The organism is Alkalicoccobacillus murimartini (genome assembly GCF_030813245.1).
GTDB classification, from domain to species: domain Bacteria; phylum Bacillota; class Bacilli; order Bacillales; family Bacillaceae_D; genus Alkalicoccobacillus; species Alkalicoccobacillus murimartini.
In genome coordinates this window covers 824,153-839,961 of record NZ_JAUSUA010000001.1, presented here as the reverse complement: position 1 = coordinate 839,961, position 15,809 = coordinate 824,153, and the positions used below count along the sequence as shown (strand labels likewise).

Annotated in this window: 16 protein-coding genes and 1 riboswitch; of the genes, 13 read left to right on the top strand and 3 right to left on the bottom strand. The window is 39.6% G+C overall.

The window, feature by feature from the left end; all coding sequences use genetic code 11:
• Positions 1–475: 475 nt before the first annotated feature.
• Both gndA and J2S05_RS04490 read right to left on the bottom strand, forming a co-directional pair.
• Complete coding sequence (gene gndA, locus J2S05_RS04495; protein ID WP_306980283.1) at positions 476–1,888, bottom strand: NADP-dependent phosphogluconate dehydrogenase; 1,413 nt, start codon at positions 1,886–1,888, stop codon at positions 476–478.
• A 144-nt stretch (positions 1,889–2,032) separates the two neighbouring features.
• On the bottom strand, positions 2,033–2,755 hold the full coding sequence (locus J2S05_RS04490; RefSeq protein WP_306980282.1) for a class I SAM-dependent methyltransferase: 723 nt from the start codon (positions 2,753–2,755) through the stop codon (positions 2,033–2,035).
• 94 nt (positions 2,756–2,849) lie between these two features.
• On the opposite strand from J2S05_RS04490, the gene J2S05_RS04485 reads away from it, so the two are divergent.
• Together J2S05_RS04485 and J2S05_RS04480 are read left to right on the top strand one after the other, a co-directional pair.
• Positions 2,850–3,221, top strand: coding sequence for a gamma-glutamylcyclotransferase family protein (locus tag J2S05_RS04485; protein WP_306981092.1), 372 nt, complete (start codon positions 2,850–2,852; stop codon positions 3,219–3,221).
• A gap of 366 nt (positions 3,222–3,587) precedes the next feature.
• Positions 3,588–4,664 (top strand): peptidoglycan-binding protein, encoded by a 1,077-nt coding sequence (locus tag J2S05_RS04480; protein WP_306980280.1) that lies wholly within the window; start codon positions 3,588–3,590, stop codon positions 4,662–4,664.
• Positions 4,665–4,809: 145 nt separating this feature from the next.
• Here J2S05_RS04480 and J2S05_RS04475 read toward each other — a convergent pair whose 3' ends face one another.
• The gene (locus J2S05_RS04475) at positions 4,810–5,694 is read right to left on the bottom strand and encodes a cation diffusion facilitator family transporter (RefSeq protein WP_306980278.1); all 885 of its coding nucleotides are present in this window, start codon (positions 5,692–5,694) and stop codon (positions 4,810–4,812) included.
• Positions 5,695–5,977: 283 nt separating this feature from the next.
• Between J2S05_RS04475 and J2S05_RS04470 the strand changes: the two genes are divergently transcribed.
• The 11 genes from J2S05_RS04470 to cysW all read left to right on the top strand — a co-directional run bounded on the left by J2S05_RS04470 (position 5,978) and on the right by cysW (position 15,800).
• Positions 5,978–6,790: a uroporphyrinogen-III synthase gene (locus J2S05_RS04470; protein WP_306980276.1), complete on the top strand. Its 813-nt coding sequence runs from the start codon at positions 5,978–5,980 to the stop codon at positions 6,788–6,790.
• Between the two features lie 82 nt (positions 6,791–6,872).
• Positions 6,873–7,946 carry a branched-chain amino acid aminotransferase gene (locus J2S05_RS04465; RefSeq protein WP_306980275.1) on the top strand — a complete coding sequence of 358 codons (1,074 nt, stop codon included), beginning with the start codon at positions 6,873–6,875 and terminating at the stop codon, positions 7,944–7,946.
• A gap of 51 nt (positions 7,947–7,997) precedes the next feature.
• Complete coding sequence (locus tag J2S05_RS04460) at positions 7,998–8,786, top strand: HAD family hydrolase (protein ID WP_306980273.1); 789 nt, start codon at positions 7,998–8,000, stop codon at positions 8,784–8,786.
• 73 nt (positions 8,787–8,859) lie between these two features.
• Positions 8,860–8,956, top strand: a riboswitch (TPP riboswitch).
• Between the two features lie 115 nt (positions 8,957–9,071).
• Positions 9,072–9,650 (top strand): ECF transporter S component, encoded by a 579-nt coding sequence (locus J2S05_RS04455; RefSeq protein ID WP_306980271.1) that lies wholly within the window; start codon positions 9,072–9,074, stop codon positions 9,648–9,650.
• 15 nt (positions 9,651–9,665) lie between these two features.
• Positions 9,666–11,114 carry an ABC transporter ATP-binding protein gene (locus J2S05_RS04450; protein WP_306980269.1) on the top strand — a complete coding sequence of 483 codons (1,449 nt, stop codon included), beginning with the start codon at positions 9,666–9,668 and terminating at the stop codon, positions 11,112–11,114.
• Entirely contained in the window at positions 11,114–11,920 is an 807-nt protein-coding gene (locus J2S05_RS04445; protein ID WP_306980267.1) for an energy-coupling factor transporter transmembrane component T family protein, read from the top strand. The genes J2S05_RS04450 and J2S05_RS04445 overlap by 1 nt, the downstream gene beginning before the upstream one ends.
• 22 nt (positions 11,921–11,942) lie before the next feature.
• Complete coding sequence (gene tenA / locus J2S05_RS04440; protein WP_306980265.1) at positions 11,943–12,650, top strand: thiaminase II; 708 nt, start codon at positions 11,943–11,945, stop codon at positions 12,648–12,650.
• Positions 12,651–12,801: 151 nt separating this feature from the next.
• Positions 12,802–12,942, top strand: a complete 141-nt coding sequence (locus J2S05_RS04435) for a DUF2292 domain-containing protein (protein WP_306980263.1) — start codon at positions 12,802–12,804, stop codon at positions 12,940–12,942.
• Between the two features lie 87 nt (positions 12,943–13,029).
• Positions 13,030–14,073: a sulfate ABC transporter substrate-binding protein gene (locus J2S05_RS04430; RefSeq protein WP_370873600.1), complete on the top strand. Its 1,044-nt coding sequence runs from the start codon at positions 13,030–13,032 to the stop codon at positions 14,071–14,073.
• 20 nt (positions 14,074–14,093) lie between these two features.
• Positions 14,094–14,927: a sulfate ABC transporter permease subunit CysT gene (cysT, locus tag J2S05_RS04425; RefSeq protein ID WP_306980260.1), complete on the top strand. Its 834-nt coding sequence runs from the start codon at positions 14,094–14,096 to the stop codon at positions 14,925–14,927.
• 18 nt (positions 14,928–14,945) lie between these two features.
• Complete coding sequence (cysW, locus tag J2S05_RS04420; RefSeq protein ID WP_306980259.1) at positions 14,946–15,800, top strand: sulfate ABC transporter permease subunit CysW; 855 nt, start codon at positions 14,946–14,948, stop codon at positions 15,798–15,800.
• The last annotated feature ends 9 nt before the right edge of the window (positions 15,801–15,809 follow it).

Here is a 15,809-nt window from a genome sequence, read left to right as displayed (position 1 = left end):
TGGAAAAAGGGTTCTTCCCAAAAATGAAGCACTTAGCCGAGATCAGGCTTTGAACGACCCTAGAAAGCCCGGTCAACTAGAAATAGGTTCATAAGCACCGCTCCAGGAGAAACCTACGCACCCACAAGAACGGCTTCAGCCCTTGAAGTGGAAGGGCACCCCTTCAATGTCTTCAGACTCGTTCTGTTCCGTAGGAGTCTTCGGTTTCTCCTTCCGCTACTTTTCTGTTTAACCAACTGGCGAACGTCCTTTCTAGGAAGACTCGTCAGTTGGATCTTCAATTAGGTATAATTCTTTCCAATCAATAGATCAAGTTTATTCAGGTCTTTTAGAGTCATTTAACCGAATTTAGTTAAAGAGCTTGAATTAATATTGTCTTCTTCCAGTCGAAGTAAAAAATAGTGAACTAAAGCAAAGCGATCGAAAAAAAGCATGTCGACGGTTTAAGTCAACATGCTTAGGTTTCGTTTTATTCTTATGATTCTAACCAATTTGTGTGGAAGACACCTTTTTCGTCAACACGTTTATACGTGTGAGCACCAAAGTAGTCTCGTTGTGCTTGTAACAAGTTAGCTGGAAGCGTTGCTGAACGATAGCTATCATAATAAGATAATGCGCTCGCAAATCCTGGAGTAGGTAAACCCGTTTGTGCTGATAATGAAACGATATCACGTAATGACTGCTGATACTTTTCTGCAATCGTAATGAAATGCGAATCAAGTAACAAATTATCTAACTCTGGATTTTTCTCATACGCATCCATAATGTTTTGTAGGAAACCGGCACGGATGATACAACCACCTCTAAAGATGCTAGCAATTTGTCCGTACTGTAAATCCCAATTAAATTCCTCGGAAGCAAAGCGTAGCTGAGAGAAACCTTGAGCATAGGAAATCACTTTACTAAAGAAAAGTGCTTGACGGATAGCTTCTAACCATTCCTCACGAGTTGCCTCGGAAGGTTTTCCGGCTGGTTTAGGAAGAACAGAACTGGCTTTTGTTCGTTCATCTTTCATTGCTGAGATGAAGCGAGCGAATACAGATTCTGTAATGATAGGAAGGGGAACACCTAGGTCAAGTGAACTTTGACTTGTCCATTTTCCTGTTCCTTTTTGTGCCGCTGTATCAAGAATCACATCAACAAGTGGCTTTCCTGTTTTCTCATCTATCTTAGTGAAGATGTCAGCCGTTATCTCAATCAGATAACTATCGAGCTCACCTTGGTTCCATTCCTTGAAGGTTTGGTGTAGCTCTTCTGCTGATAAACCTAGATGCTCTTTCATAAGCCAGTATGCTTCACAAATCAACTGCATATCGCCATATTCAATTCCATTATGAACCATTTTTACATAGTGGCCAGCGCCATTTGGTCCAATATAGGTTGTACACGGTTCGCCATTTACTTTAGCAGCAATTTTTTCGAACATAGGACGTACTAGCTCATATGCTTCTTTTTGTCCGCCTGGCATGATAGAAGGACCTTTTAAAGCACCTTCCTCGCCACCAGAAACCCCTGTGCCGATAAAGTGAATGCCTGATTCAGCTAACGCTTCATTTCGACGGATGGTATCAGTGTAATATGTATTTCCACCATCCATGATGATATCTTTAGGGTTTAAAAGAGGTATTAATTCATTAATAACAGAGTCTGTTACTGCACCGGCTTGTACCATCAGAAGAATCTTCTTAGGGCTCTCTAATGAAGAAACAAACTCCTGTAAACTGTATGTGCCTACGAGACGTTCTTTTTTCTCGAGATCAATTATGCGTTTAACACGCTCTGCGGAGACGTCATACATTGAAACGGAATATCCATGACTCTCAAGATTAAGTGCTAAGCTTTTACCCATTACACCAACACCAATAATGCCAATGTTTTGTTTTTCCATGAATCAAGACTTCCTTCCTACATCCAAAATGTCTATCTTTAAGAACATACCACAACCGATGTAACCGCTCAAGCTAACGCAATTGCCAAATTGCAAAAAAATAGACCAAGGTTGCATGAATACAAAGAAACCTTGGTCTGTTTATTACGTTTTTTGGACGATGATCAACAAAAACCCTAGTTTAGAGGCAAACGATTTAGAAAGTTCATGATGCTTCCCCAACATGTCATGGAGAGCAGGGTCAAGCACGTCTGAAGGAAAGAAGTCATTCCCTTTGTCATCTGACTGTGCCAAAAGAGCAGAGATGGGGCTAGCAATACAACTCAGAACAGAAGAGAAACCATGTGCTTTGAGTTTCTTGATCCATTGATCTGTGAATAAAAAATCCGAAGCTTGATACATCTCTTTTAATTCAGCTTCTTCATCTTGAGTGGTCCTCTCTAATAAAACCATCTCATTAAGTAGGAGAGTACCATTTGGTTTTAAAACTCGAGCATATTCGTTTAAAGTTTGATCAATATTTGTGAAAATAGTGACCGATTCAGAAAGGACATAATGAAAAGTCTGATCTTCAAAAGGCATAGCCTCCACATTACCCTCTATTAGTGTAATTGGTTGATCCTCTATGTTAAACCGATTTCTCGCCTTTTCAATCATAAGTGGATGGATGTCTAATGCTGTGACAGAACAGTTAAAGCTAGAAGAAAGATAAGATGCCGTTTGGCCAGTACCACATCCGCAATCTAGAACATGATCTTGTTTATGAATCGCTACTTGAGATAAAAGCTCTTTTGTTAAAGTAAATCCTCCAGGGTGGGCACTTCCGATCCCGAATTCAGCTAAAACATCCATATAAGAATAAGACACAAGACACCTCTTTTTTTATACAGCCTATGCAATATTCAGAAAATCTGATACCGTAAATAAAAACAGAATAATTTAAGGATGATGACATGTGCCAATGGTTTTTGTTTACGGGACTTTACTAAAAAATGAATCGAACAGTCATTTATTAGCTACTTCAGATTGTGTTGACTCAAATTGTTTTATTTATGGTGAGCTTTATGACACTAGTTTAGGGTATCCAGCTGTCTGTGTGGATGATACAAGTAAGACGGTCTGGGGCGAACTTTACGATGTAACAGAGGAAGTCCTGCACAAAATTGATGCACTTGAAGGGTATATTGGGGACGAGTTAAAAAATGAGTATAATCGAGTTTATTTAAATGTCTATCGTAAGCAATCAGTTACACAAGCCCTGGTTTATGTCTTTCCCTCCATTAAAACGGCGCATTTATCATTTATTCATTCTGGCAGCTGGAGAAATCGATAGCAAAAAGTCACGTAGTACGCGTGTCGAAAGGTGCTATTTATAACAGGATGATTACATGTATGACAAGGTAATCGTCTAACAAAGTAGCGAATGATGTTGAAAGAGTACATTTTAAGTCATAATCAACTAGTCCAATAGATTATTTTTAAAGTTATTCGTAAAATACGGATCAAAACACGCAAAATGTGTGCAAATCTCTAAAAACAAGAGGGTTTTTAAACTAATAAATGGAATTCATATGTCCTTCCTTTGACTTTTGTTACATTCAGATTGCAATTCATTTAAGTAGGTCGCAAAAGCATTGATAGATTCTAAAGTGACTGGTACTGTATGCAACAGTGGTTGAAATCAAAGGAGGTTGGCACCATGAATGCTAAAATTCCATTTAAAACACTTAGATACGTAACGTTGCCAGTTGCAACGGCTGGATTTGTCCTATTTGCTTCCCCAAGCATCTCAGAGGCAAGCAGCTTTGAAACGTTGAATCAGGGAGATGAAGGTAAAAACGTTGAAGAAATTCAAGAGTTGTTATCTGAACAAGGATTCTTTCAAGACGAAATAAACGGTACCTATACATTTGAAACAGCAGAAGCTGTGAAAGCATTCCAACAAAAGCATGAACTTGCACAAGACGGAATAGCTGGCACGCAAACAGTAGGTGCTCTTCATACATTAGCTGAAGGTGATGAAGGGGAACTAGTTGAGGATCTACAAGGTCAATTAATTGAGCTTGGATTCCTTAATGGAGGACACGATGGTATTTTTGGTCCGAATACAGAAGAAGCCGTGAAATCATTCCAAGCTGACCATCATCTGTCTGTAGATGGAATCGCTGGACCTAAAACGTTTAAAGAGCTGTACTATATAACTGAAGAGCAAGTTGTAGAACAGAAAACTGAAACGAAAGCAGAAGAAGTAACCGCTGAACCAGAAGCTCAGGAAACCACTACTGAGCAGGAACAGCCGCAACAAGAACAACAAGAAGAAACGGCTTCAGAGGAAGCTGAACCACAACAAGAAGAACCACAACAAGAAGAATCACAGCAAGAATCTTCAGAAGAACCAGCAGAGTCAGCTGAGCCTCAATCAGAGCCAGCCCAAGAAGAGGCTTCTGCTCAATCTGAAGAATCATCAGAAACGAGTCAAACAGAAGGTACGACTCTTCAAGTAGAAGCAACAGCTTATACAGCGAATTGCACAGGATGCACAGGTGTGACGGCAACGGGTATTGATCTAAACAAAAACCCTAACCAAAAAGTTATTGCTGTTGATCCAAGTGTGATCCCTCTAGGATCTCGTGTTCATGTTGAAGGTTATGGGGAAGCCATTGCTGGAGATACTGGTGGCGCGATTAACGGAAATAAAGTAGATTTGTATATGCAATCTCATAGTGATGCCATTGCATTTGGTCGCCAAACCATTAATGTAACCATCCTAGATTAATAGGAAGAACAATACGTACAGGCGGGGCTTGGGGCTCCGTCTGTTTCTTATTTTTATTTACCCGATTAATTAGGAGTTAAACCGGATAATTCAGATAATTTGATTAATATTAAAAAAAGCCATGTGATAAAAAATCACATGGCTTTTAGCTTTTTAATTTTTCTTCTTCTGATGGTTCAACATGAACATGTGTGTTTTCAATTCGATGCTCCGTCCGCATCACTTCCTCAACCTGATCTGCAATTAAATGACTGTCTCTTACATTTAGATCGGGTGAAACTTCAATGACTACGTCTGCATAAATTGATGAACCAACTTGGCGAGCTTTAACAACTTTTAGCGCCTCAACATTTTCAAGAACTTCAATTGAAGCTTTGTATTCATGTAAATCCCGCTCGTGGAACCCATCTGTAAGCGAATGAGTCGCCTGCCTAAAAATATCAAAGGCTGTGTAACAAATTAAAAGTCCAATAATCAAGGCTGTCAACGTATCAATCCAGGCTAAGTTCCACTGTGAAGCTAGAATTCCAATCATCGCCCCTAGACTTACTAATGCATCTGATCGGTTATCAGCGGCTACAGCTGCTAAAGCTTGGCTATTTACCTGCTTAGCGAGCTTTTTGTTATAACGATAAACGGCAAACATGATGATTGCACATATCAAAGCGACCCATGCCGTAATCATGTCAGGTGATTCAGTGGAGGAGGTAACTAAATTGCGTCCAGCTTCTACAAGTACCTGCAAACCAACAGCAGCCATGATAAATGCTGCGATAAGAGAGGCAATATTCTCTGCCCGAAAATGCCCATAAGGATGATTCGCGTCAGGTGGTTTTTGTGAAATGCGTAAGCCGATGAGAACAGCTAAAGAGGCAATGATATCCGTTGCATTATTTAAGCCATCTGCAATTAATGCTTGAGACAAAAACATATACCCAATGACAAGCTTTACACCTGAAAGGATCACATACGTGACGATGCTAAGCCATGCCCCTTTTTCTCCTCGTTTAAGCTGATTATAGCGCTCCATATATTTTTTCCTCACTTTTTGTTCATCTCATTTTTACTCATGTATCGTAACAGATGATAATTGAGTGGGTCTATAGCAAGATGATTAGCTTACGACAGCAATCTAGGCTTGAGAAAAGAGAGTTGACCAAAGGAAACTTATCCTTAAATAATTTCACATACCGTATTGGTTACTTAAATCCTTCAAAACTTAACGAAAAACAAAAAACATGATATATTCAATCTATTGAACATAAGAAACTGTCAATCATTCATTAGAGTAGGTACGGAAGGATGTTCACGATATGAAAAGTCTTTCAAATTACCATATTGCCTTAGCTGCTTCTCGAAAAACGGATGAGATGCAAACGATTATTCGGAAACAAGGTGGAACAAGTGAGGTGAGGTCTTTACAGGGTACTGTATTCCTTGCAGAACTGGATGTGGCTGCTGAATTTCAGTCCATCATTTTGCAAAAACCGGACCTTTTTATTTTTACAACGGGAATTGGGACCGAAACACTTTTCCGATTGGCTGAGAAGGAGAAGTTCGAAAAGGAATTGTTTGAAGCATTAGATGGAGCAACGATTGCTGCAAGAGGGTATAAAACTCTTGCTGTTTTAAAGAAATATGGATATAGTCCGGACCTTCGAGATGAAGATGGAACCACGGCTGGTTTAATGAACGTGATGAACGAGACGGATGTTCGAAATAAAACAACACTTGTCCAATTACATGGCATGAATGCGCCAGCTTTACGTTCGTTTCTTGAGACAAATGGAGCACAGGTTCATGAAATCCTTCCGTATCAACACATATCTGCAAAAGAAGAGGATGTAGTAAAGTTACTTGATGAATTAATTAATGGAGTGTATGATGCGATTTGTTTTACTACAGCTATTCAAGCTAGAGAGTTGTTTAAAGTAGCTAGTTTGTACAATCAAAAAAAGCAGTTGTTAAACCTTTTTGAGAAACAAGTCGTGGCTGTATCAGTAGGTAAGGTAACTTCAGAAGAACTTAGTAGTCAAGGTGTACAAAGGATAGTCAGCCCTGAAATCGAACGTATGGGAGCAATGATCATGGAACTTGCGCACTTTGTGAAAGAAAACCGGGTTTAAGGCTCATTCAAAATACCTATTCACGTGGTATAATAGATTCGTTACACTGTAAGTATTGTGAATAAAAGGAGAGTTTCTAACCATGTCCGATCAAAATTTAGAAATTATGACAGCCACACATCATAAAACAAAACCAGATCCTGAAACTCTTGAGTTTGGTAAAACATTTACAGACCATATGTTTATCATGGATTATTCAATCGATCATGGTTGGCATAGTCCGCGTATCATCCCTTATCAGCCATTAACGTTAGACCCGGCTGCAATGATTTATCATTATGGACAGACAGTTTTTGAAGGGTTAAAAGCCTATCGTACGGATGACGAGCGAATTCTTTTATTTAGACCAGACCAAAATTTTAAACGACTAAATCGTTCAAGTGATCGACTAAGCATTCCTGATATTGACCCAGAGCTTGTCATAGAGTATTTGTCAGAGTTACTGAAATTGGATAAAGAGTGGATTCCTACATACGAAGGAACCTCATTATACATTCGACCATTTATTATTGCGACTGAGCCCAATTTAAGTGTAGCTCCTTCTGCAACTTATAAATTTATGATTATTCTTTCACCTGTTGGTTCTTACTATAAAGAAGGTATTGCTCCGGTTGGCATCTATGTAGAAGATGAGTATACGAGAGCTGCCTTAGGTGGAACAGGGACAGCCAAAACAGCCGGGAATTATTCTGCTGCTTATAAAGCGCAAGATAAAGCCACTGCACATGGGCAAGCCCAAGTTCTTTGGTTAGATAGTTCAGAAAAGAAATATATTGAAGAAGTAGGAAGTATGAATGTGTTTTTCAAAATCGACGGAGAAATTATCACTCCTGCTTTAAGCGGAAGTATTCTTGAAGGTGTAACTCGTAAGTCGATTATTGAGTTATTAAATAGTTGGGACATGCCTGTGTCGGAGCGAAAGTTATCCATTGATGAGGTTCTTTTAGCCATTGAGGAAAATCGTTTAGAAGAGGCTTTTGGGACCGGTACAGCTGCTGTTATTTCGCCAATAGGTGAACTGAGCTGGAAAGGGAAGCAATCGCTCATTAACAATCGTGAAACAGGTCCTCTTGCAACGAAACTTTATGAAACGTTGACAGGTATTCAAAAAGGAAAACAACCTGATCCATTTAATTGGACCCATGAAGTGAAGTAATTCAATGGATCTTTACTTGTTTAAATTAAGCGATAAGAAAGGGAAGTCTTGATGATAAAAGCTGTTTTTTTTGATTTAGATGATACCCTTTTATGGGATCAAAAGAGTGTGAAAAAGGCTTTCACAGCTACATGCGAATATGCTAAGGAACAGGACAATCGTATAGATGTGGAAGAACTTGAGGAATCTGTTCGCGAAGAGGCCAAAAAGTTATATGCATCCTATGAAACCTATCCGTTCACGAAGTTAATTGGGATTAATCCATTTGAAGGTCTCTGGGCGAATTTTCAAGACCGAGAAGAAGATTTTCAAAAGTTAAAAGAGTTGGCTCCTGGCTATCGTAATGCTTCTTGGGAGCTTGGTCTGAAGAAAATCGGAGTGGAGAATGCCACCCTCGCTAAAGAATTATCTGAGCGTTTTCCTTTAGAGCGTCGCAAAAATCCTATTGTTTACGAAGAAACGTTTGAAGTCCTTGATGATTTAAAGGAAAAGTATCAATTGTTGCTTATCACAAATGGATCACCTGATTTGCAGAATATTAAGCTTGAATTGACACCGGAGCTTGTTCCTTACTTTGACCACATTGTGATTTCTGGTGCATATGGAGTAGGTAAGCCTGATAAAGGCATATTTGAGCATGCTCTCTCGTTAATGGAGCTTGAGAAGGATGAGGCTGTCATGGTTGGCGATAACCTTATGACAGATATCCTTGGGGCAGAGCGAGCTGGTATCTCTTCAATTTGGGTGAATCGGAATGAACAGTCCACAAATGATGTTCAACCAACCTATGAAATTAAGAATCTAACGGAAATAGTAGAGATTCTGAAAACTTTAAGTTAGAAGAATTTAGAAAAAGTATTGTCGTGGCTTGCTGATTGTGTTTAAATTATAATCGTACAAAACAAAATATCGTTATTTCCACTAGGGGCGCGTATGCTGAGAGAGGCTTTTGCCTTAACCCTTGACCTGATCTAGATAATACTAGCGTAGGAAAGTGGAGTCGACTCTTCCATTTACGATTTGCTTATGGGCAAGTGTGTACAATAACGAAGAAGCCACTCCAACTTTGGAGTGGCTTCTTTTTTTGGAGTCGCTAGGGAAATGATGAACGAGAGGGATGACTTGATGAAACGATTAACATTAACAGACATTTTGGTCACGGTTATCATTGCTGTAGTATTTGCTATCGTCTATAGATTGTGGGGGCCAGTAAACGATAGCTTGAAGCTCTTTCCTTTGCAAATTAATGAACTGATGTATGGCATGTGGTTTATTGCAGCAACTGTTGCTTTTTTAATTATTCGTAAGCCTGGTGTGGCTTTAATCGCCGAAACCGCGGCGGCATCCGGTGAATTTATTGTTGGTTCTCAGTATGGGTTGGAAGTCTTAGTATATGGGGTGATGCAAGGACTCGGAGCCGAGATTGTTTTTGCGTTATTTTTCTACAAAAGCTTCTCCTTATTTACAACCTCATTAGCTGGAGCGGCATCTGCTGGAGGTTCCTTTGTAATGGATTGGAATAGAGGGTATATGGCTGATCTTGCTACCTGGAATTTAACGCTGGTTCTTGTACTCAGGACGTTGAGTGGTATTCTGATTGCCGGTGTGCTTGCTTATTATTTAGTTCGTGCTCTTGAAAAAACCGGAGTGACGGACTTACTGAGGCCTTCTTCTAAATCAGATCTCGATACACTGGAAAAATAGAAATGGGGGAAGTAAATGAACTCAGTTGTTTCGTCCGTAAAAAATTTACGATTAACCTTTCCTGGAAGTGGGAAATTATTATTTGACGATCTATCACTTAGTATTAATAAGGGCGAGAAGGTTCTTATTCTTGGACCGAGTGGAAGTGGAAAGTCTACACTCCTTCAGGTACTCACAGGATTAGTTCCACAGGCCATTCAATTGCCTTTGAAGGCGGATGAACTGATTCAACCAGATTCGTGGGGCTATGTATTTCAGGACCCTGACAGTCAATTCTGTATGCCGTATGTAGACGAAGAATTGGCATTTGTCTTTGAAAATCTCGGAGTAGCTCGTAAGGACATGGATCATCAGATTGTAGCTTATCTAAAACAAGTGGGATTAGAATTTGAGGATGTTCATATACCAATATCTCAGCTTTCACAAGGAATGAAACAGCGCTTAGCTATTGCATCAGTTCTCGCACTTCAACCTTCTACACTTGTATTTGATGAGCCAACAGCTATGCTCGATCCAGAGGGTACGGAGCAGATTTGGGATACAATCCAAACGATTGGGGAGAACAAAACTGTCATTATTGTTGAACATAAGATCGATCAAGTACTCGATTTTGTGGAACGAGTCATCGTGCTTGATACAGAAGGTCAGGTCATAGCTGATGGTCCGACTGAACAAGTTTTCACAACATACAAAGAAAAATTAAGAGAGTTCGGCATCTGGTTTCCTGGTGTGTGGGAAGAATATGCTGCCTCTAGAGTTTGGACAAGGTCACCACAAGACGTTCAAGAAGAGCCTATAATCGAGCTGAATGAATATCAAGTTTTACGTCGAAAAGAAGTACGATTAACGGTGTCCGATGCCGAAATCTCTGCGGGTGATTGGATTTGTATTACAGGGAAAAATGGAGCAGGGAAAAGTACTTTTCTACTTGGTTTAATGAATGTACTACGCACAAAAGGTACGTATCTGCTCCATCAGTCACAAGTAAAGAAAAAGGATCAAGTAAGTGATTCAATTGGCTTTGTTTTTCAGAATCCAGAGTATCAATTTGTGACCAATCGTGTTTTTGATGAAGTTGCTTTTACATTAAAAAGAGAACAGAAGGCAGAAGAGTCAATTCAAGAAACCGTACGCACCTGTTTGCAATCGTTCTCTTTAAGCCAACAAGAGAATCAGCATCCTTATCAACTATCTGTTGGCCAAAAGAGAAGATTAAGTGTGGCTACGGCTATTGTAAAGAACCAGACTGTTTTGTTATTAGATGAACCCACATTTGGACAGGACGCTAAAAATACATTTGCTTTATTAGAAATGATTGAACAATGTAGAGAGCGAGGTATAGCCATTGTTATGGTTACACATGACATGGAGATTCTCAAATATTTCGCTACAAGAGTATGGACTGTTCAGAATGAAATGTTACAGGAAGAAGTGTTGAGTCAAGATAAGAAGGTGTATAACTAGTGTCAGCTCTATATGTTACAAAGGATACATGGATTACTCATGTAAACCCAAGCGTCAAATTAATTTTATCTATTTGTTTGTTTGCATATATGATCTTTATCCATAATCCATCTCATCTTGTTTATCTTACGGCTGTATTCGCTATGTTATTGTTCGCTTTTTCTGGCCATCCATTGCGCTATCTTCTTATTTTCACAGCGCCTTTTATTCTTGTGTTTTTTTCTTCTGCTAGTTCCATGATTTTCTTTGGACGAGGTGATACGACGTGGTTTAAATGGGGCATTTTCCACGTAACGGAGGAGAGCTTTTATCGTGGTGTGCATTTAGGGTTTCGCGCGTTATCATTTGCTGTACTCGGAATGATTTTTGCGTTGACTACAAAACCTGTTCTACTATTTTATTCATTAATGCAGCAGTTAAAAGTACCATCAAAATATGCATATAGCTTTTTAGCTTCTATCAGAATTATTCCCATTATGATTGAAGAGTTTCAAACCTTACGACATGCCTTAGTTATTAGGCAGGCTGTTCCTGAGAAAGGCATCAAATCCATCTACAAGAAGCTTGCATTTTTCTCCGTCCCATTACTTGCTCAGAGTATACGTAGAGCACAACGTATCGCTGTAGCGATGGAGGCAAAGCGGTTTATGCAAGTGAAACAAAGAACCTATTTCTATGAAACGCGGCTATCGTATTTTGATGCAATCTTTTTAATTGTATTAGTGGCAGCACCGTTTGGAACGTATGTATTAGCAGATGTCTTCCCATTGTTTGAGATAACGGATGTACGGTACACCCATTCATAAATGGAAAAAGGAGTTGTTTTAGATGACATTTACGTCTTTTATTCGCAACGAGGCTGATTCAATTTGGAGAAAAAGTTTTGACCATCCATTTATTCGAGGGATAGCTGATGGAAGTTTGCCTCTTTCTCGTTTTAAATATTATGTCATGCAAGATTCGTATTATTTATCTCACTTTGCACGTGTTCAGTCTCTTGCTGCAGCAAAAGCTGTCGATCCTGAAACAACCAACAGATTAGCCATTCATGCACAAAGTTCCTATGAAGCTGAAATGGCTCTTCATCGCGAATTTTCAGGTCGACTAGGGATTACCTCGAAAGATAAAGAACAATTCAAACCAGCACCAACAGCCTATGCATATACGTCTCATTTGTATCGAGCAGCGTACAATGGTTATACGGGAGATGCCATTGCTGCCTTACTTCCTTGTTATTGGCTCTACTATGAGATCGGAGAGAAACTTCAAGGATATGCACCTACAGAGCCTATCTATAGAGATTGGATTCAGGCTTATGGTGGTGATGAATTTAAAGAGTTAACCTTCGAACAGATTCATAGATTGGATCGCATTGCAGAACAATCAACCGTGGCACAAAGAGAGCAAATGCTTGAACACTTTATGATAAGTAGCAGATATGAGCTTAATTTTTGGGAGATGGCCTATACCTCTGAAAAATGGACGGATTTGAAAGAATCTCAAAATATAGTTGACACATCGGAAAAGCATGGATAATATATGACTATAAAACATTATAAAAGCTGATCGGACAACCGAAGGCCTTTACTAGAACATTTTTTCTGGTGGAGGTCTTTTCTTTTTTTGTCTTTAAAGCCTAGTAAACCACTATACTTAATATAATATATTGAAAGGAGGGATTTGAATCATGGCCCAAAAGGATCCTATTAAAATCGATGAGATTGAAAAAAAGATCAGTAGTATTAAGTATGGCACGGTGCTAATAACCATTCATAATGATCAAATCACCCAAATTGATGCTACGGAAAAAACAAGATTTTTACGATGAAGATTTTCACTGATTAACTGGTTATCGTCAAAAAAACACGCACTTATTTGATTTTTATTGAACATTACATTATAGGGGGAGATTGGATTGAACCAGCGATCTAAAAAGAAAACAATGATTGGATTAACATCACTTGCAGCAGCGATAGGAGCATTGAGTGCGTGCGGGTCTGGAGATGAAACGGCTGGAGAAGCAGGAGAACCTGTTGAAATCCTAAATGTATCCTATGACCCAACTCGAGAACTATATGATGACTTTAACCAAGTATTCGCGGACCATTGGCAAGAAGAAACGGGTCAAACGGTTACCTTTAATCAGTCACATGGTGGTTCAGGTAGTCAGGCACGATCTGTTATTGATGGACTTGATGCCGATGTAGTAACCTTGGCTCTTGCTTACGATATTGATGTTCTACACGAAAGTCGCGACTTGATCCCGGAAGATTGGCAATCAAGACTTCCTGATAATTCCACACCTTATACTTCAACTATTACGTTTTTAGTGCGTGAGGGGAATCCTAAAAATATTACCGACTGGGATGATCTAATTCGTGATGATATTGAGGTTGTGACACCAAATCCAAAAACATCGGGTGGAGCTCGTTGGAACTATTTAGCTGGATGGGCTTGGGCGTTAGAGGAGTATGGAACTGAAGAAGCTGCCCAAGAATACATTGGCGACCTATATCAAAATGTATCTGTACTCGACTCAGGTGCTAGAGGATCAACAACTTCATTTGTTGAACGGGGGATTGGCGATGTGCTTTTAGCTTGGGAAAACGAAGCCATTCTTTCCACTGAAGAATTAGGAGAAGATCAATTTGATATTGTGGCCCCATCCATAAGTATCTTAACAGAACCACCGGTTGCGGTTGTTGATGAGAATGTAGACCGTAAAGGAACTAGAGAAGTAGCGGAAGCATATCTTGAGTATCTTTATACGGATGAAGGTCAAAGAGTTGCAGCTGAACACTATTATCGTCCAAGAAACGAAGAGGTTCTAGAGGAGTATAAGGATTACTTCCCAGAGATTAATTTGTTTACTATTGATGATGTGTTTGGAGGATGGCAAGTGGCTCAAGAGAAACATTTTAGTGATGGCGGTATCTTTGACCAAATTTATGAGCAGTAATCGTGTAATGGGAGGACAGTATGAGAACAATTCGAATAAAAGAAGATAGTATCATTCCAGGCTTTTCACTTACCCTTGGAATGACCATGATGTACCTAGGGATCATTGTCCTGCTCCCACTTTCAATGATTTTTCTGAATACATCCACAATGGGCTTTAGTGACTTCTGGCAAACGGTCACAGCCCCTCGTGTTGTGGCCTCATATAAGCTTAGTATCGGAGCTGCCTTAGCGGCGGCTCTAATTAACGGAGTATTTGGATTAATCCTTGCATGGGTTCTTGTAAGATATAGCTTTCCAGGTAAACGAATCATTGATGGACTTATCGATTTGCCGTTTGCATTGCCAACAGCTGTTGCTGGCATTGCCTTGACGACAATCTATACAACAGATGGATGGGTTGGACAATACCTTGACCTACTTGGCATAAAAGTAGCCTTTACACCACTTGGAGTGATGACTGCGCTAACGTTTATTGGACTTCCTTTTGTTGTACGTATGGTTGAGCCAGTTCTTAGAGATTTAAGTAAAGAATGGGAGGAAGCTTCGGCAAGTTTGGGAGCCAGTGGTTTTCACACATTTACCAAAGTAATTATTCCAGTCCTGCTTCCAGCATTACTGTCTGGCATCTCGCTTGCCTTTGCAAGAGCATTAGGTGAGTATGGATCAGTTGTCTTTATTTCTGGCAATATGCCTATGAAAACCGAGATCACCCCTCTATTAATAATGACTCAACTTGAACAGTTTAACTATGAGGGAGCTACTGCCATTGCTGCTGTCATGCTGCTATTTTCCTTTCTCCTTCTGTTCATCATGAATCTCATTCAATGGTGGGCATCTAAACGTCATACATAAAGAGGAGGAGAGCCTTACATGAGTACAGAACTACAAACTGCTAAACCTAATGCTAGGATTATAGGAAAGAAAGACAGTTCATGGGTGAAATGGACCTTACTTTTTGTATCTTTCCTGTTTCTTGCTTTAGTCTTAGTCCTCCCACTCACTGCTATTTTTATACGAGCATTTGAGGGAGGATGGAGTGTATATATTCAATCCATTACAGACCCAGCTGCTGTATCAGCTATTAAACTAACATTGTTAACCGTAGCAATAGTTGTACCATTAAATACAATTTTCGGTGTGATGGCTGCATGGGCTTTATCTAAATTCCAGTTTAAAGGTAGAAGCTTTATCATCACCCTTATTGATTTACCTTTTGCCGTTTCACCTGTCATTGCGGGTCTTGTCTTTGTCTTGTTATTTAGTGTTCATGGACTATTTGGAGAATGGCTGTTAGCAAACGATATTAAGATCATATTTGCGGTACCTGGGATCGTTTTGGCTACTATGTTTGTAACGGTTCCTTTTGTCGCACGACAGTTAATACCGTTAATGCAGGCACAAGGTACAGCGGAGGAAGAAGCCTCACTGTCTCTTGGAGCGAATGGATTCAGAACCTTTTGGCATGTAACGCTTCCAAATATCAAATGGGGACTACTATACGGAGTCATCCTCTGTAATGCACGAGTGATTGGAGAGTTTGGGGCAGTGTCAGTCGTATCAGGTAAGATTCGAGGGTTAACGAACACTATGCCATTACATGTTGAGATTTTGTATAACGAATATATGTTCACAGCTGCTTTTGCCGTAGCATCCCTGATGTCGATCTTAGCTATTGTCACACTAGTGATTAAAAATATTGTAGAACGGAAAAGTCCACAGATGTAAGGAGTGTGT